The 16,406-nt window shown below is 39.5% G+C and carries 15 protein-coding genes; 8 read left to right on the plus strand and 7 right to left on the minus strand.

Annotated elements, in window-relative coordinates; genetic code table 11:
* The first annotated feature begins 57 nt into the window (after nucleotides 1-57).
* Entirely contained in the window at nucleotides 58-1,617 is a 1,560-nt protein-coding gene (locus tag ACLNCS_RS00990) for an ATP-binding cassette domain-containing protein (protein ID WP_424846766.1), read from the plus strand.
* Between the two features lie 43 nt (nucleotides 1,618-1,660).
* Here ACLNCS_RS00990 and htpX read toward each other — a convergent pair whose 3' ends face one another.
* Nucleotides 1,661-2,560, minus strand: a complete 900-nt coding sequence (gene htpX / locus ACLNCS_RS00995; RefSeq protein ID WP_424846768.1) for a zinc metalloprotease HtpX — start codon at nucleotides 2,558-2,560, stop codon at nucleotides 1,661-1,663.
* A 1-nt stretch (nucleotide 2,561) separates the two neighbouring features.
* Nucleotides 2,562-3,122, minus strand: coding sequence for a LemA family protein (locus ACLNCS_RS01000; RefSeq protein ID WP_004252496.1), 561 nt, complete (start codon nucleotides 3,120-3,122; stop codon nucleotides 2,562-2,564).
* A 94-nt stretch (nucleotides 3,123-3,216) separates the two neighbouring features.
* On the opposite strand from ACLNCS_RS01000, the gene rsmG reads away from it, so the two are divergent.
* Entirely contained in the window at nucleotides 3,217-3,930 is a 714-nt protein-coding gene (rsmG, locus tag ACLNCS_RS01005; RefSeq protein WP_004252494.1) for a 16S rRNA (guanine(527)-N(7))-methyltransferase RsmG, read from the plus strand.
* 312 nt (nucleotides 3,931-4,242) lie between these two features.
* The gene (locus ACLNCS_RS01010) at nucleotides 4,243-5,526 is read left to right on the plus strand and encodes a uracil-xanthine permease family protein (RefSeq protein WP_004252492.1); all 1,284 of its coding nucleotides are present in this window, start codon (nucleotides 4,243-4,245) and stop codon (nucleotides 5,524-5,526) included.
* 78 nt (nucleotides 5,527-5,604) lie between these two features.
* Here the strand turns inward: ACLNCS_RS01010 and ACLNCS_RS01015 are convergent, their stop codons facing one another.
* From ACLNCS_RS01015 to ACLNCS_RS01035, 5 genes are all read right to left on the minus strand, one after another.
* Nucleotides 5,605-6,516 (minus strand): DMT family transporter, encoded by a 912-nt coding sequence (locus ACLNCS_RS01015; protein ID WP_424846771.1) that lies wholly within the window; start codon nucleotides 6,514-6,516, stop codon nucleotides 5,605-5,607.
* A gap of 9 nt (nucleotides 6,517-6,525) precedes the next feature.
* The gene (locus tag ACLNCS_RS01020) at nucleotides 6,526-7,458 is read right to left on the minus strand and encodes a serine hydrolase domain-containing protein (RefSeq protein WP_074324601.1); all 933 of its coding nucleotides are present in this window, start codon (nucleotides 7,456-7,458) and stop codon (nucleotides 6,526-6,528) included.
* Nucleotides 7,455-8,180: a CppA N-terminal domain-containing protein gene (locus ACLNCS_RS01025; protein ID WP_074324602.1), complete on the minus strand. Its 726-nt coding sequence runs from the start codon at nucleotides 8,178-8,180 to the stop codon at nucleotides 7,455-7,457. The genes ACLNCS_RS01020 and ACLNCS_RS01025 overlap by 4 nt, the downstream gene beginning before the upstream one ends.
* A 148-nt stretch (nucleotides 8,181-8,328) precedes the next feature.
* Nucleotides 8,329-9,147, minus strand: coding sequence for an endonuclease/exonuclease/phosphatase family protein (locus ACLNCS_RS01030; protein ID WP_424846774.1), 819 nt, complete (start codon nucleotides 9,145-9,147; stop codon nucleotides 8,329-8,331).
* A 52-nt stretch (nucleotides 9,148-9,199) separates the two neighbouring features.
* On the minus strand, nucleotides 9,200-11,386 hold the full coding sequence (locus tag ACLNCS_RS01035) for a PTS transporter subunit IIBC (RefSeq protein WP_424846776.1): 2,187 nt from the start codon (nucleotides 11,384-11,386) through the stop codon (nucleotides 9,200-9,202).
* Nucleotides 11,387-11,578: 192 nt separating this feature from the next.
* Here ACLNCS_RS01035 and ACLNCS_RS01040 point away from each other — a divergent pair, with 192 nt between their 5' ends.
* From ACLNCS_RS01040 to ACLNCS_RS01060, 5 genes are read left to right on the plus strand one after another with little or no spacing between them, the layout of a single operon-like run.
* On the plus strand, nucleotides 11,579-12,526 hold the full coding sequence (locus tag ACLNCS_RS01040) for a TIGR01212 family radical SAM protein (RefSeq protein WP_390899505.1): 948 nt from the start codon (nucleotides 11,579-11,581) through the stop codon (nucleotides 12,524-12,526).
* On the plus strand, nucleotides 12,510-13,067 hold the full coding sequence (locus ACLNCS_RS01045; protein WP_314944119.1) for a tRNA (mnm(5)s(2)U34)-methyltransferase: 558 nt from the start codon (nucleotides 12,510-12,512) through the stop codon (nucleotides 13,065-13,067). Before ACLNCS_RS01040 ends, ACLNCS_RS01045 begins: the two co-directional genes overlap by 17 nt.
* Complete coding sequence (locus ACLNCS_RS01050; RefSeq protein WP_006151534.1) at nucleotides 13,060-13,314, plus strand: hypothetical protein; 255 nt, start codon at nucleotides 13,060-13,062, stop codon at nucleotides 13,312-13,314. The genes ACLNCS_RS01045 and ACLNCS_RS01050 overlap by 8 nt, the downstream gene beginning before the upstream one ends.
* Before the next feature lie 11 nt (nucleotides 13,315-13,325).
* A complete protein-coding gene (locus tag ACLNCS_RS01055) occupies nucleotides 13,326-15,380 on the plus strand; it encodes a cation:proton antiporter (protein WP_247912592.1) in 2,055 nt (684 codons plus the stop codon).
* 39 nt (nucleotides 15,381-15,419) lie between these two features.
* A complete protein-coding gene (locus ACLNCS_RS01060) occupies nucleotides 15,420-16,283 on the plus strand; it encodes a YihY/virulence factor BrkB family protein (protein ID WP_004252475.1) in 864 nt (287 codons plus the stop codon).
* Nucleotides 16,284-16,406 lie beyond the last annotated feature (123 nt).

Consider the following 16,406-nt stretch of genomic DNA (forward strand, 5'->3'; position numbering starts at 1 on the left):
AAAGAGTTTTTTTGACATAGACGATTGGCTCTACTAGGTAAAGTAGAGCTTTTTGTTATGCAATATGGACATTCTAGAAAGGGCAATAATATGATAAAAATCAATCATCTGACCATCACACAAAACAAAGATTTAAGAGACCTTGTTTCCGATTTAAACATTACCATCCAAGACGGAGAAAAGGTCGCTATTATAGGCGAAGAAGGAAATGGAAAATCAACCTTACTTCGAACTTTAATGGGAGAAAGATTAACTGATTTCTCTATCAGGGGAGAAATCCAATCTGACCTTCAGTCCCTGGCCTATATTCCCCAACATCTTCCTGAAGACCTGAAAAAGAAAACTTTACATGACTACTTCTTTTTAGAGTCTACAGATTTGGACTACAGCATTCTCTATCGCTTGTCTGATGAATTACACTTTGACAGCAGTCGTTTTGCAAGTGATCAAGAAATTGGTAGTCTCTCGGGTGGTGAAGCTTTGAAAATTCAGCTCATCCATGAATTGGCCAAACCCTTTGAGATTTTATTTTTAGATGAACCTTCAAATGACCTGGATATAGAGATGGTTGATTGGCTAAAAAAACAGATTCAAAAGATGAGGCAAACCGTTATTTTCATTTCTCATGATGAAGACTTTCTCTCTCAAACGGCAGACACCATTATCCACTTGCGACTGATCAAGCACCGGAAAGAAGCGGAAACGCTAGTCGAGCATTTAGACTACGATAGCTATAGTGAGCAGAGAAAGGCTAGTTTTGTCAGACAAAGCCAGCAAGCTGCCAATGACCAACGAGCCTATGATAAAACCATGGAAAAGCATCGCCGAGTCAAGCAAAATGTCGAAACTGCACTTCGAGCTACCAAAGACAGTACTGCCGGTCGCCTATTGGCTAAAAAGATGAAGAATGTTCTTTCTCAAGAAAAACGCTACGAAAAAGAAGCTCAGTCCATGACCCAAAAGCCACTTGAAGAGGAACAAATCCAACTTTTCTTTTCAGATATAGAGCCATTAGCGGCTTCTAAAGTCTTAGTTCGACTAGAAAATGAGACTTTATCCATTGGCCAACGAATTCTGTCTCAAGGGCTACAATTAACTGTCCGTGGTCAAGATAAAATCGGCATTATCGGTCCCAATGGCGTTGGCAAATCCACTCTTTTAGCAAAGTTACATCAACTACTAAGCGGCAAAAGAGAGATTTCGCTTGGATTTATGCCACAAGATTACCAAGAAACATTGAATTTGGATCTATCTCCAGTAGAATTTCTCATCCAAACTGGACACAAAGAGGAAATACAGAAAATCCAATCTCACTTAGCCAGTCTTAATTTCAGCTATCCAGAGATGCACCACCAAATCCACTCCTTATCTGGAGGTCAACAGGGGAAACTCCTTCTTTTGAATTTAGTTCTGCAAAAACCAAACTTTCTCCTTCTGGATGAACCCACACGAAATTTTTCTCCAACTTCTCAACCAGAAATCAGAAAACTCTTTGCCAATTATTCTGGTGGTCTTGTCACTGTTTCGCATGATCGACGTTTCTTAAAAGAAGTCTGTAGGAGTATCTATAGTCTGACAGATCATGGTTTAGAAGTAGTCGATTTACAAGATCTTTAACTTTTGAAAATAAAACATCCAGAGGAAAACCCCTGGATGTTTTTTACATATTTTTCAAACGCTCAATTCGTTCTGAAATAGGTGGATGCGTATAAAATAGTTTTTTCAAGAAACCTGGTTTTTGAGGATCGTTAATATAAAGTGCACTACTAGCATCATCCACATGATGACTCATGGGTTGACTATTTTCTAATTTTTGTAAAGCATTGATCATCCCTTGCGGATTGCGTGTTAATTCCACACTTGAAGCATCCGCTAAAAATTCTCGTTGGCGAGAGATAGCTAACTGCACCAAAGTTGCTGCAAGAGGCGCTAGAACGATGGCTAGGAGTGAAACAACTAACATAATCACTTCAAGTCCTCCACCATCACGGTCATTACTTCTACGACTACGACTAGCTCCACCCCACCACATCATACGACCTGCCATACTCGATAAAAGGGTGATGGCACTGGCAAGAGCAACAGCAATGGTAGAGATTCGAATATCTAAGTTGCGAATATGACTAACTTCATGCCCGATTACAGCTTCTAACTCCTCACGATTCATGATCTCTAAAAGTCCTGACGTAGCAGCAACAGCAGCATTTTGAGGATTCGAACCGGTGGCGAAGGCATTCAAACCCGGGTCATTAATTACATAAACTCGTGGCATAGGAATCTGCGCCACCATTGCCATATCCTCGACAACATGATAGAGAACCGGTTCTTCGTTTCTATCAACCTCACGCGCACCATTCATGCTCATGACAATCTCTGTAGATTGAAAAATCATGGTCAAGGCATAGATGAAACCTATAATCATAGCTACAGTCACGCCCCAGATACCTGAGTTCATGAACAGAAAACCAACCGCATAACCAACTATGGCTAGCAAAAGAAAGAAGACAATTAAAAGAATCCAAGTTTTACGTTTATTACTAGCGATTTGTTTGTACAGCATCTTAGTCACCTAAACCACTAAAATCAACTCTAGGAACAGCCTTTTCTTCTTCTGGAGTCTGAAGGAAATCCGCCGCCTTAAAGCCAAAGATAGCCGCAACCAGATTACTTGGAAAAGTTTCTAATTTAACATTGTAGTTGCTAACGACACTGTTATAAAGTTGGCGAGAATATGATATTTTGTTTTCTGTGTTAGTCAGTTCTTCTTGTAAGTGAGCAAAGTTGCCACTAGCCTTCAAGTCAGGATAGTTCTCTGCAACCGCAAAGATACCAGATATCTGACGTGTCAGTGCATCACTGGCCTTCATGGCTTCTGCAGGTGTTGTTGCTGTAGCTACTTGTCTACGGAGTTCAGTCACCTTTTCAAGAGTAGAACTTTCGTATTTAGCGTAACCTTTAACTGTTTCAATTAAATTTGGTAAGAGATCATTTCGACGCTTCAACTGAACATCGATTTGGCTCCAAGCCTCCTTGGTCTGCATACGATTTTTCACCAAACCGTTATAGCTAACAATCACAAAAATAACAATCAGAGCCAAAACTCCAAGAATAATCCAAGTCATAATCTTATTCCTTTCTGCTTTTAGATTAGTACAAGTATATCAAATTTCCATGTTTTTGTGGTAAAATAAGATGATATATAAGAAGGATATAACTATGAAACCAGAAACTTTTTACTCATTACTTGACCAACAGAATATTAATCTTACTGATCAGCAAAAATTTCAATTTGAGCGCTATTTCGAACTCTTAGTTGAATGGAACCAAAAAATCAACCTGACTGCAATTACAGAAAAGGAAGAGGTTTATCTTAAGCACTTTTATGATTCTATCGCTCCTATCCTACAAGGGTTGATAGAAAACCAAGAAATTAAGTTACTGGATATTGGCGCTGGTGCAGGATTCCCAAGTCTTCCTATGAAGATTCTCTACCCGCAGCTAGATGTGACCATCATTGATTCTCTGAACAAGCGCATTAACTTCCTTCAGCTTCTGGCTGAGGAGCTTGATTTAGAAGGGATTCATTTCTACCATGGACGCGCCGAAGACTTTGCCCAAGAAAAGAACTTCCGTGCCCAATTCGACATTGTGACAGCTCGTGCAGTTGCACGCATGCAAGTTCTCTCAGAGTTAACCATTCCCTACCTTAAAGTTGGTGGAAAACTTTTGGCACTTAAAGCCAGTAATGCCCCTGAGGAATTGACAGAAGCCAAAAATGCTCTCAACCTTCTCTTTAGCAAGGTTGAGGACAACCTTAGCTACACACTTCCTAATGGAGACCCTCGCTACATCACCATTGTAGAAAAGAAAAAGGAAACTCCAAACAAATATCCACGTAAGGCTGGTATGCCAAATAAACGCCCGCTTTAGGATATTTTAAATAGATACTCACAAGATTATACCTCGCGTCTTTATTTCCTTGCTCGGGAAAAAATGATTTACAAAATCATGCCTCACTCTCTTGTTTCAAGGCTCGGGAAAAAATGATTTACAAAATCATTTTTTTCTGCTATACTATCACAAGCAAAGGTTTTTAATGTCATCCCGTGAGGTGACGAAGACGCAGATATATATGAAAATTTTTAAATATTGGGATAACCATGTTTTAAAGATGTCTTACTCTGAGAGCCTATTGCTGTAAAATAATGGGCTCTTTTTTGATGCCCAAAAAGTGAGGTATTTATGAAACAAGAATCAACTGTTGATTTGTTACTCGACGTTGACCAACGTCCTTCTTTTGGTAAGGGAATTCTACTCAGCTTCCAGCACGTGTTTGCCATGTTTGGTGCTACCATCTTGGTGCCACTGATTTTGGGAATGCCTGTATCTGTTGCCCTGTTTGCATCAGGTGTCGGAACACTGATTTACATGGTATCTACTGGCTTTAAAGTTCCGGTCTATCTCGGTTCTTCTTTTGCCTTCATCACTGCAATGTCTCTTGCTATGAAGGAAATGGGTGGCGATGTTTCTGCTGCTCAAACAGGGGTTATCTTAACTGGTTTAATCTACGTTCTTGTTTCAACTAGCATCCGCTTTGCTGGTACAAAATGGATTGATAAACTTTTACCACCAATTGTTATCGGACCAATGATTATCGTTATCGGTCTTGGTCTTGCAGGTTCAGCTGTAACAAATGCTGGTCTTGTTGCTGATGGCAACTGGAAAAATGCTCTTGTAGCTGTAGTTACCTTCCTCATCGCTGCCTTTATCAATACAAAAGGAAAAGGATTCCTTCGTATCATTCCTTTCTTGTTTGCCATTATCGGTGGATATATTTTTGCAGTCTTTCTTGGTTTAGTAGACTTCACACCTGTTCTTCAAGCTAACTGGTTCGAAATTCCAGGCTTCTACCTACCATTTAGCACAGGTGGTGCCTTCAAAGAATACAACCTTTACTTCGGCCCAGAGACAATCGCAATCTTACCAATCGCGATCGTAACAATCTCAGAACACATTGGTGACCATACAGTATTGAGCCAAATTTGTGGCCGTCAATTCTTGAAAGAACCAGGTCTTCACCGTACCCTTCTTGGTGACGGTATCGCAACATCTGTATCTGCCTTCCTTGGTGGTCCTGCTAATACAACCTACGGTGAAAATACAGGGGTGATCGGTATGACTCGTATCGCTTCTGTCTCAGTCATCCGTAACGCAGCCTTTATCGCAATTGCCCTTAGCTTCCTTGGTAAATTCACTGCTTTGATTTCTACAATCCCTAGCGCCGTACTTGGTGGTATGTCTATCCTTCTTTATGGGGTTATCGCCAGCAACGGTTTGAAGGTTTTGATCAAGGAACGTGTAGACTTTGGTCAAATGCGTAATCTTATCATCGCAAGTGCAATGCTCGTGCTTGGACTTGGTGGAGCAATCCTTAAACTTGGTCCAGTTACACTTTCAGGTACTGCCCTATCAGCAATGACAGGTATCCTTTTGAACTTGATCTTGCCATACGAAAATAAAGACTAATGTAAAAAAAATAAAATCCACTCTCTTGAGTGGATTTTTTATATTCAATACTAACTTTTTGATAAGGTAACATAACATCTACGCTGATTTCTTTCTCTTTTCTAGCATTAAATCCTTTAAAGAAATAATAGTCACAGCCAATAAAATCATTGCCATGCCAAGAAAATCTACAGGATAAAAGATATCTCCCATAATCATGAAGGCAAAAAATACAGCAGATATTGGTTCAATAGAGGCCAAGAGACTAGATTTGACTGGCCCAACCAGACTTGCCCCCTTAAGAAAGGCCGTATAGGCAAAAACAGTCCCGATGAGAATAATTCCAGCAAATGCTAAGAAAATATCAAAAGACATAGGTAGAATAGCACCGATAATCCCAGTAAATGGCACTGCTACAAAACCTGAAATGGTCATACCGACACCAATAACCAGAATGCTCCCCCATTTTTGAATGAGCTTAATGGGTAAAATGATATAAAGAGCATAGGTTAAAGCAGAGAACAAGCCCCAAAAGAGACCTGCTGGTGTCATAGAGAGCTGATCCATTTGACCGTGAGTCGCAATTAAAAAGGTTCCACCTATTGCTAAAATCATAGAAAGGATTTCGGCTATAGTAGGTGCTACCTTATCCTTTATACATGTGTAAGCCAAGATTCCAACAGGACAGACATACTGAAGCACCGTCGCTGTACCTGCATTTGTCTCCTGAATAGCCGATAAATAAGCCAATTGATTCAGAAAGAGGCCAAATAAAGAAAATAGTAAGAGAGAAAACAGACTTGATTTATCTTTTAGAAAAGCCAAAAATTGTTCCTTAGACTTTATATAGGACAAGAGAACTAAAAGCAAACCTGCAACAATCAAACGGATATTAGTTAGGACTAGAGCCGATATCCCATGAACCATTAGGTACTGACCACTGGTCCCAGACAAGCCCCAAGCAATACCAGCAATCACTGTAAAAAGAGTTCCTTTAAGAGCTTTTGACATGCTTCCTCCCTAGTCTGCTTCACGAATTAGGTCCATGACCTGATTACGGTCTAGGATCCACTGGGCACGCTCGTCTTTTTCGTAGGTTCTATTGGACAAGAAAATCGCAGCTTCCTGCTTCTTACGATTCCACATGATAAAGGTTCCAGTATAGCCTGTATGGTCTAGCCAATCACCTTCAAGATTCCAGGCCAAGGAGCGTTCCTTATCACTCAAATCTGAAAAATTCTGGCTTAATCCGTCAGCAAAATCATCCTGTAAATAATGCTCAAGGAAGATTTTTAAATCCTTCACAGTTGAAAACAAGCCTGCACTTCCAGCATGTTTACCTAGTAAACGTGCCTTAGGATCATGCACCACTCCTGCTTTCTGTCCCCGAACTGTAGGAACAGCACTGCTAACTGGTCCAAACTGAGTTTCCTTCATCTTCCATGGATCCAAAACTTGCTCTTGTAAAATCTGTTCTAAATCTTTTTCAAAGTAGTTCTCTAGGAGAAAACCGAGCAAGAGAAAGTGCACATCCGAGTAGAGAAAGGCTCTCTTCTCTCGTCGATTCAAATGAAACATAGCTTCTTTCAATTCTTCTGCATTCAACTGGTCTCTATTGATAATAAACGGGTCCAAGTCCGTAGAATGTGTGAGGAGTTGACGAATAGTGATATCTGGATAATCCGCCTCTGGAAGATAGGTCTTTATGGATTGATTGATCTCAATCTTGCCTTGTTTCCACAAGAAGGTTAAGACAGTTCCAACTCCAACAACTTTGCTCACACTTGCCAAATCATAGACTAAACCTTGACAAGTCTGCTCTCCAATTTCTGGATTTGCTTCTCCGAGGTAGCAATCAGACCATTCACCATCCCGATAATACGCAAAAGAGGCACCAGGATAAATCCCTGCCTCAATTTGTTGCTCTATTTTTTGAATGATTTCTTGTTTCATACTTCTTCAAACCACAATTCGATATTGTTGGCATCCTTGGTTAGGAAAAACTTCTCAGACTTAGGAATAAAGTAACCTGCAGTTTCAAAACGTTGACGGAGACTAGCCAATTCAAGTTCTTTTACCTGGAATTTCAACATAGACAAATCCCAAGTTACATTATTTTCAACAAGCAAATCACTACCTTGGGCTTGTTTAAAAGTTATGCTAGTTTCGATTTCCTCTTTTTCAAGCAGGCTCGTCGTTTCAGCAGGCAAGTTAATTTCTGCTGAAATATCAAACGCTGTTAAATATTGCAGTTTCTCATCTTTTGTGAAAGTAACAGTTTCATCAAACTTTCTCAAATCTTTGATGTCATCTTCTGAATGGATTAGGACAAGATCCCCTTCTGGTGAAAAGATTTCAAAAGCATATCCCTTGTTTCCTTTATAGAGTTGAGGAAGTTTTTCCATTCTAGCTAGCAGTGCTTCAACCTCGGATGGATTCGCTACTTTTACAATCAATCTAGCTAATTTTTTGATCCCTTCAACCTTACGGCTTCTCATACTTGGTGATTCTTCTAAAACCAATTTTTCAATGCCTGACTGGTCTCCTAGCGATAAGAAAGCAGACTCTTCAAGCAAGGGTTTCATACCCAAGGTTTGGATATAAAACAATTCATTTAATCTTCTATTATTTATTTTAAGCGTCGGGATTATACGCACAATTTGATTTACATTCATAAATTCCTCCAACACATTTTATTTTAAAGGATTTTATTTCATTTTACAAGTTATTCAACTAAAAACTTTAACTATATTAACCCCTTGAATAAGGAACCCCCTTCGCATATCCGAAGGGGGACTCGTTTTATTTTAGTAAAATTCTTTGTTAGTTCTTCCAAGAAAGTTCTGCTTGAAGACCAAAGTGATCACTGACCTGCGGACTTGCTTGGCCATCAAAAACTACCTGTAACTTTTCTACCTGAAGATCTTTTGTCGTAAAGACGTAATCAATTCGAAGAGGTTCTGTATTCCCCTTCCAACCATCAATTTCTGGAGGAACAGTGTAGCTTCCACTTCTCTCTTTTGCAACTTCATAGGCATCCTGTAATCCTAGCGGACTAGTTAGGATAGCTTGATATCCTTCCTGACCTGCAGGGTTGTTGAAATCTCCTGCTAGTAATAGAGGTTTATTCAACTCTTTTAGAACTGCTTCAAATCTTGCCCATTCCTCTTGGAATCCTTTATCCCACCAAGAGAGATGCACACTCGCAACTGCAAGCTCTTTACCTTCTACTACTGTTTCTACTAGTGCAACTCGACGAGTGTGATAATCTGTCGGATCATCTACATCTGAAACCAAAATCTCACGTGCTTCAATTGGTGTTTTAGATAGGATTGCAACACCTTCATGATAGCGGTCATAACCGACATGGTTGTAAGCCCATGTCCAATAGTATTTCAAACCTTTCTCAGCTAATTTCTCTACCAACAGACGAACATAATGGTCTTGGTGAATTGGTTCTGATGAAGGCAGGGGATGATAAAGAGGACCTGCTTCTACTTGGGATGAAGTGATTTCTTGGTTAATTTCTTGAAAACAAATCACATCATAATTGTTTTCAAATATATCTTGCAACAAGAGCTGAAATTTTTCTTCAGGATTTTTTTCCATCCAACTATGAGTATTGAGTGTTAAAAATTTCATACTTTTCTCCTATAAACAAGAGGTTGGAAAATCACTTCCAACCCCTAATCGATTACAATTCTACTTTAGCAACTGGTGTGTTAGCTGGAAGAGAACCTGTTTGTTCCAATTTAACTGACTTGATAGCATCTCCATTTGTAAAGACTACTACAGTTGTAGTTTCACGACCTGCTGCTTGAATAGCACCAAGGTCAGCTTTGACCAAGAGATCACCAGCAGCTACTGTTTGACCTTCTGAAACCACCACTTCAAATGGTTTTCCTTCAAGACTTACAGTATCAAGACCAATGTGAACAAGAACTTCAAGACCTGCTTCAGTTACAAGACCAAGAGCATGTTTAGTTGGGAAGACGCTTGATACAGTACCAGAAACTGGAGATACAATGTTTCCGTTTGCTGGTTCTACTGCAAATCCATCACCCATCATTTTTTGTGAAAAGACTGGATCCTTAACTTGTTCCAATTCAATGACTTGACCGTCAGCAACTGAATAAACTTCTTCAGTTACACCTTTGTAGACAACAGTATCTTTTTGAGCTGCTGCCATTTGACTTGGAAGAGTTTCAGGAATCACTTCTCCAGAATCAAGAATATCTTGGATATCTGATTTCAAAACGTCAGCTTTAGGTCCGTAGATAGCTTGGACACCTTGTCCTTTCATGACAAGTCCCATAGCTCCTTCAGATTTCCATTGTTCTTCTGTTCCAACTTTTTCTGCATCTTTTACAGTAACGCGAAGACGAGTCATACATGCGTCGACATCAACGATATTCGCACGTCCACCGAGAAGGTTGATGATATTAACTGCTTGAGAAGCTTCTGCAACTTTAGTTTCACCGGCAGCTGAAGATTCAGAAGAACCATCTGCATTTTCGTAGTTACCGTTACGTCCTGGAGTTGCATAGTTGAATTTCTTAATCATGAAGTTAGCGATGAAGTACATGATAAATCCAAAGAGCACTGTCACCCAGATAAAGTTAACAATATCCATACCAATACCAGCGTTGATAGCTAGCGGAGTACGAGTCAAGAATTCGATTGAACCGAATGAGTGTACACGAAGGTTCACAATATCAGCCATTGCAAAGGCAGCACCTTGAACAAGAGCGTAAACAAGGTAAAGAGGTGTTGCGATGAACATGAACATGTACTCAATTGGTTCAGTTACCCCTGTCAAGAATGTTGCAAGAGCAGTTGCAATCATCATACCTTTGTATTGGTGTTTCTTATCTGGATCAACGTTACGGTAGATAGCCACAATGACACCCATCAAGATACCAAACGAACCAATCATTTGTCCAACTTTGAAACGAGCTGGATGTACTGTATCTAACAAGTGTTGGTATTGAGCTGCGTCAGTACCTTTAAGGTTTACAAGGTCAGTTACCCATGCAAGCCAAAGTGGATCTTGACCAAATACTTGAGTACCTTTTGCTGCACCAGTCATGACATCATAAGTACCACCAAGAGCTGTATAGTTCATTGGGATAGTCAACATGTGGTGAAGTCCAAATGGCAAGAGTAAGCGTTCCAAAGTACCATACAAGAATGGTGCTAGAACTGGAGCCGTTTCTTGAGAGTTGGCAATCCAGATACCAAAGCTGTTAATACCTGTTTGAACAAGTGGCCAGAAAATTGAAAGAAGGATTGCAGCGATTGCTGAACGAAGGATAACAACAAACGGTACAAATCGTTTTCCGTTAAAGAAAGAAAGTGCATCAGGAAGTTTACGGAAATTGTAGTATTTGTTAAAGGCAGTTGCCCCTACAAAACCAGAAATAATCCCTACAAACACACCCATGTTAAGTGCTGGAGCTTCAAACACGCTGATAAAGTAATCAGAAACTTTGATAGAGTTACCAAAGATTGTTGAAACCATAGCATTAGGATCTTTCAACATATCACCACTAACACTAAAGATAGCACCAGTGATACGGTTAATCAAGATAAAGGCAAGTCCTGCTGCAAAGGCACCACCTGCACGTTCTTTAGCCCAGCTACCACCGATAGCAAGAGCAAACAAGATATGTAGGTTACCGATAACTCCCCAACCAATTTGCTCAAGGATTCCACCTGTAACAACAAGTGGAGCAAAGTTAGGGTTAATCATTGCAAGTGTCTTACCGATTGAAATCATCAATCCAGCCGCTGGCATAACAGCGATAACCACCATTAGAGCCTTACCGAATTTTTGCCAAAACTCGAAAGACAAAACATTTTTGAATGTATCTTTCATCATTCAAATCTCCTTATTTTTATTTTAATGCAAACGATTTACGAAAACGTTTGCACCAATCGCACCTATATTATACCACTTTAAATTTTTTTGTAAAGGATTTATATAAGATTTTTTGATTTTAAAAATTTCTTACTTCTCTTCAATTGTTTACTAACTTTGAGTTTACTGGGGTTTTCTGATATAATATTAGCTATGAAATCCTATAATACCTTGAATGATTATTATCGAAATTTATTCGGAGAAAAAACTTTCAAAGTTCCTATCGATGCCGGATTTGATTGTCCCAATCGTGATGGTACAGTAGCTCATGGAGGTTGTACTTTCTGTACGGTTTCTGGATCTGGTGATGCTATTGTTGCGCCTGATGCTCCTATTCGTGAGCAATTTTATAAAGAAATTGACTTTATGCACCGCAAATGGCCAGATGTAAAGAAATATCTAGTCTATTTCCAAAACTTTACTAATACTCATGAAAAACTTGAAGTCATTCGTGAACGCTATGAACAAGCTATTAATGAACCTGGTGTGGTTGGAATCAATATTGGTACACGACCAGATTGCCTGCCTGATAAGACTATCGAATACTTGGCAGAACTGTCAGAACGAATGCATGTTACTGTAGAGTTAGGTTTACAAACTACCTATGAAGAAACTTCTGAATTGATTAACCGTGCCCACTCCTATGAACTTTATGTGGAGACAGTTAAACGCTTGAGAAAATATCCCAAGATTGAAATTGTTGCCCATTTGATTAACGGCTTGCCAGGTGAAACTCATGACATGATGGTGGAAAGTGTTCGTCGCTGTGTGACTGATAATGATATTCAAGGGATTAAACTTCACCTACTTCACCTTATGACAAATACTCGGATGCAACGTGATTATCACGAGGGTAGATTGCAGCTTATGAGTCAAGATGACTATGTGAAAGTTATCTGTGACCAACTAGAAATTATTCCCAAACATATAGTCATCCATAGGATTACGGGTGATGCGCCTAGAGATATGCTAATAGGTCCTATGTGGAGTCTCAATAAATGGGAAGTTCTAAATAGCATAGAAGCTGAAATGAGACGTCGAGGTAGTGTCCAAGGATGCAAGGCTGTAAAACAGGAGTTTATGAATGAAAAAACCACTTGAAATGGCGCATGATTTTCTTGCCCAAGTCATCACAAAAGATGATGTTGTTGTAGATGCAACAATGGGAAATGGACATGATACACTTTTCCTTGCCAAATTAGCTAAACAAGTCTACGCTTTTGATATACAAGAACAAGCTCTTGAAAAAACAAGTCAACGTCTACAAGATGCCGGTTTGACCAATGTCGAGTTACTTCTACAAGGTCATGAAACCGTAGATCAGTTTGTAACTGAGGTGAAAGCAGCCATCTTTAATCTAGGTTATCTTCCTTCTGCCGATAAGTCTATCATTACTAAACCTCACACAACCATTGAGGCACTTGAAAAACTCTGTCAGATGCTCGTTAAAGGCGGACGAATTGCCATCATGATTTATTACGGACATGAAGGCGGAGATATAGAACGGGATGCAGTTATGGATTATGTTAGTCAGTTACCGCAACAAGAATATACTGCTACTATCTATCGCACCCTCAACCAAATTAACAATCCACCATTTTTAGTTATGATTGAAAAATTAGAAAGGTATCGACATGGATAAACAATACCTAAAAGATAAAATCGAAGCTCTTCGTCACAACTTTGTCGAGTCAACCCAACATGAACGTGCAGTTGGTATTTTGGATGAAGCACATATGAGTAAAAAAATGCTGAAAATCAAGAAGAAAATGATTTCACTTGAAATGGAGCGTTGTCAGAAGAAAATCGAGCATAAGGACTGCTCAAAGATTGATCAAAGAATCCAAGAACAAAAGGAACTTTTTGAAAATTGTCGTAAACAAAAATAGGGAGGTGGAAAATGAATTTACTTTTTTATCTCTTGGTATTTTTACTAGTTCTTATTGTTTCTAGTACGACCAATAAGCTTCTGCCCTTTTTACCCATGCCTCTGATTCAAATTTTGTTAGGGATTGGAATTGGACTTTGTTTACCCAACAACCAATATCATTTAGATACTGAGTTATTCCTAGCTTTAGTCATTGGGCCGCTACTATTCCGAGAGGCTCAAGAAGCAGACATTACTTCTATCCTAAAACACTGGCGGATTGTCCTCTACTTGATTTTCCCAGTTATCTTTATCTCAGCTCTGAGCATGGGGGGAGTCGCCCATGTCCTTTGGGCTAGCCTACCATTAGCCGCCTGTGTAGCAGTTGGTGCCGCCTTAGGGCCAACAGACCTAGTCGCCTTCGCTTCCCTTTCTCAACGCTTTTCCTTCCCAAAGCGGGTTTCTAATATCCTAAAAGGAGAAGGTCTTCTGAATGATGCTTCCGGACTAGTAGCCTTTCGTATGGCTCTCATCGCTTGGACAACAGGAACATTTTCGCTCACCCAAGCAGGAACTTCATTAGCCATTTCCATCGTTGGAGGATTTGCAGTCGGCTTTATAACGGCCCTAATCAATCGCTTCCTCCATACTTTTCTACTCAGTGTCCGAGCAACAGATATCGCAAGTGAGCTCTTATTGGAACTTAGTTTACCTCTCTTGACTTTTTTCATAGCCGAAGAAATTCATGTTTCAGGCATCATCGCCGTTGTTGTTGCTGGGATTCTGAAAGCCAGTCGTTTCAAGAAAATAAATCTCCTTGAAGCACAAGTTGATACAGTTACTGAGACTGTTTGGCAGACTGTAACCTTTATGCTCAATGGTTCAGTATTTGTCATTCTTGGGATGGAACTGGAAATGATTGCGGAACCAATTCTTAAGAGTGCTTTCTACAACAAAGTTCTTCTCTTACTCAGCGTTTTCCTCTTGACCTTCCTGCTTTTTGCTATCCGCTTTGTCATGATCTATGGATTTTACGCATTTCGGATTAAGAAGCTTCATAAAAGTTTGGACAAATATGTCAAAGACATGCTCCTCCTTACCTTTTCTGGTGTGAAGGGAACTGTATCCATTGCCACTATTCTTTTGATACCGTCTAATCTGGAACAAGAACACCCTCTTCTTCTCTTCCTCGTAGCTGGTGTAACTCTGGTAAGTTTCCTGACGGGATTACTAGTACTCCCACACCTTTCTGAAGAGAAAGAACCATCTAAGGATCAGCTCATGCACATCGCTATCTTAAACGATGTCGCCATGGAATTAGAGAAGGATTTAGAGAACACAAAAAACAAGGTTCCACTCTATGCGGCTATTGACAATTATCATGGACGTATTGAAAATCTTATTCTTAGTCAGGAGAACAAGGAGATTCAGGAAGACTGGGAAGCTCTTAAACTCTTGATTCTCAGTGTTGAAAGCGATGGCTTGGAACAAGCCTATGAAGAAGGAAAGATTGGAGATCGTGCTTATCGTGTCTACCAACGCTATTTGAAAAGCATGGAGAAAAATATTAAGCGAAACTTTGCTTCTCGACTAACCTACTACTTCCTTGTCTCCATACGCATTCTTCGTTTTCTACTTCATGAATTGCTCACATTTGGGAAAACATTCCGTTCGTGGAAAGACAAGGAAAAACAGAGACTTCTTGCCATTGATTATGACCAGATTGCTGAACTCTACCTAGCCAACACTGAAATTATTATCGAGAGTTTGGAAAACCTCAAAGGGATTTATAAGAGTTCTCTGATCAGCTTTATGCAGGAATCTCGTCTTCGCGAAACCAGTCATATTACGAGTGGTGCCTTTGTGGAACGGGTTATCAATCGTATCAAACCCAATAACATTGATGAAATGCTTAGAGGATACTACCTTGAGCGTAAGTGTATCTTTGAATACGAAGCTCAAAAACTCATCTCAGCTCAATATGCCAAAAAGCTACGCCAAAATGTCAATAATTTAGAAACTTATTCCTTAAAAGAATCTGCTAATACCTTACCTTATGATATGATGGAATTAGTTCGAAGAAATTAAAGTCTATAGAAAACAAGAGAAAAACTGGAGGATTGTAACATGAAAAAGTTGTGGAAACAGCTGACTGATAGACCCTTATTAAAAGCTTTTTTGCACTACTATCAAGCCTCCGATAGTGAGTTAACTAGCGTTGCTGTTGCATACTATTGGTTGATTTCAATCTTCCCTTTACTTATGATAGTGGTCAATATCTTACCCTACTTTCAAATTCCCATCTCAAACTTTCTATTAACAATCAAGGAATTTTTACCAGATACAATCTATGAAGTTGTTGCAAAAATTGTCAGAGAAGTTCTGACTCAACCATCAACAGGTTTACTAAGTTTTGCTATCTTATCAGCTCTTTGGACTTTCTCCAAATCCATGGATTTTCTTCAGAAGGCCTTTAATAAAGCCTATGGAGTTGCAAAAAATAGAGGAATTATCTCACACCAGCTGATGAGTCTCTTGGTTAGCTTTGGCCTTCAAATTCTCTTTGCCCTTGCCTTATTCCTCAGTATGTTCGGCCATATGTTATTGGACCTGCTTAAAAACTACTGGAAATCCGAGAGTGCTCTGTTTTCTTATCTACAGGATTTTACAGGACCGCTGATCTATGCCTTTCTTTTTGCTACCGTGATTATGCTCTACTATTTCCTACCAAATGTTAAAGTAAGTCGGATTCGATACGTCATACCTGGAAGTCTCTTTGTACTAGTTAACACTATTGCATTATTAAACATCTTTGCAGCTTATTTCAACAATTATGTCAATTATCTCGTTGACGTCAGATTTTTCAGTTCTATCGTCGTTGTTGTGATGATGTTCTGGTTCATTATCATTGCCAAGATATTGATCATCGGTGCTGTCATCAATGCCAGTGTTCAAAGCCTAAAAGACCCCGACTTTAAAGCAAATCAATAATTTTTTATCGATTAATACTCAATGAAAATCAAAGAGCAAACTAAGAAGCGAGCCGCAGGTTGCTCAAAACACTGTTTTGAGGTTGTGAATAGAACTGACGAAGGCAGCTCAAAATACTATTTT

The organism is Streptococcus sp. CL9.43, assembly GCF_049737935.1.
In the GTDB taxonomy this organism is placed as follows: domain Bacteria; phylum Bacillota; class Bacilli; order Lactobacillales; family Streptococcaceae; genus Streptococcus; species Streptococcus infantis_I.

Bases quoted from the DNA above. Each gene is read 5' to 3' on its own strand.
- ACLNCS_RS00990 (WP_424846766.1), top strand. From the start codon at position 58: ATGCAATATGGACATTCTAGAAAGGGCAATAATATGATAAAAATCAAT.
- htpX (WP_424846768.1), bottom strand. From the start codon at position 2,560: ATGCTGTACAAACAAATCGCTAGTAATAAACGTAAAACTTGGATTCTT.
- ACLNCS_RS01000 (WP_004252496.1), bottom strand. From the start codon at position 3,122: ATGACTTGGATTATTCTTGGAGTTTTGGCTCTGATTGTTATTTTTGTG.
- rsmG (WP_004252494.1), top strand. From the start codon at position 3,217: ATGAAACCAGAAACTTTTTACTCATTACTTGACCAACAGAATATTAAT.
- ACLNCS_RS01010 (WP_004252492.1), top strand. From the start codon at position 4,243: ATGAAACAAGAATCAACTGTTGATTTGTTACTCGACGTTGACCAACGT.
- ACLNCS_RS01015 (WP_424846771.1), bottom strand. From the start codon at position 6,516: ATGTCAAAAGCTCTTAAAGGAACTCTTTTTACAGTGATTGCTGGTATT.
- ACLNCS_RS01020 (WP_074324601.1), bottom strand. From the start codon at position 7,458: ATGAAACAAGAAATCATTCAAAAAATAGAGCAACAAATTGAGGCAGGG.
- ACLNCS_RS01025 (WP_074324602.1), bottom strand. From the start codon at position 8,180: ATGAATGTAAATCAAATTGTGCGTATAATCCCGACGCTTAAAATAAAT.
- ACLNCS_RS01030 (WP_424846774.1), bottom strand. From the start codon at position 9,147: ATGAAATTTTTAACACTCAATACTCATAGTTGGATGGAAAAAAATCCT.
- ACLNCS_RS01035 (WP_424846776.1), bottom strand. From the start codon at position 11,386: ATGATGAAAGATACATTCAAAAATGTTTTGTCTTTCGAGTTTTGGCAA.
- ACLNCS_RS01040 (WP_390899505.1), top strand. From the start codon at position 11,579: ATGAAATCCTATAATACCTTGAATGATTATTATCGAAATTTATTCGGA.
- ACLNCS_RS01045 (WP_314944119.1), top strand. From the start codon at position 12,510: ATGAAAAAACCACTTGAAATGGCGCATGATTTTCTTGCCCAAGTCATC.
- ACLNCS_RS01050 (WP_006151534.1), top strand. From the start codon at position 13,060: ATGGATAAACAATACCTAAAAGATAAAATCGAAGCTCTTCGTCACAAC.
- ACLNCS_RS01055 (WP_247912592.1), top strand. From the start codon at position 13,326: ATGAATTTACTTTTTTATCTCTTGGTATTTTTACTAGTTCTTATTGTT.
- ACLNCS_RS01060 (WP_004252475.1), top strand. From the start codon at position 15,420: ATGAAAAAGTTGTGGAAACAGCTGACTGATAGACCCTTATTAAAAGCT.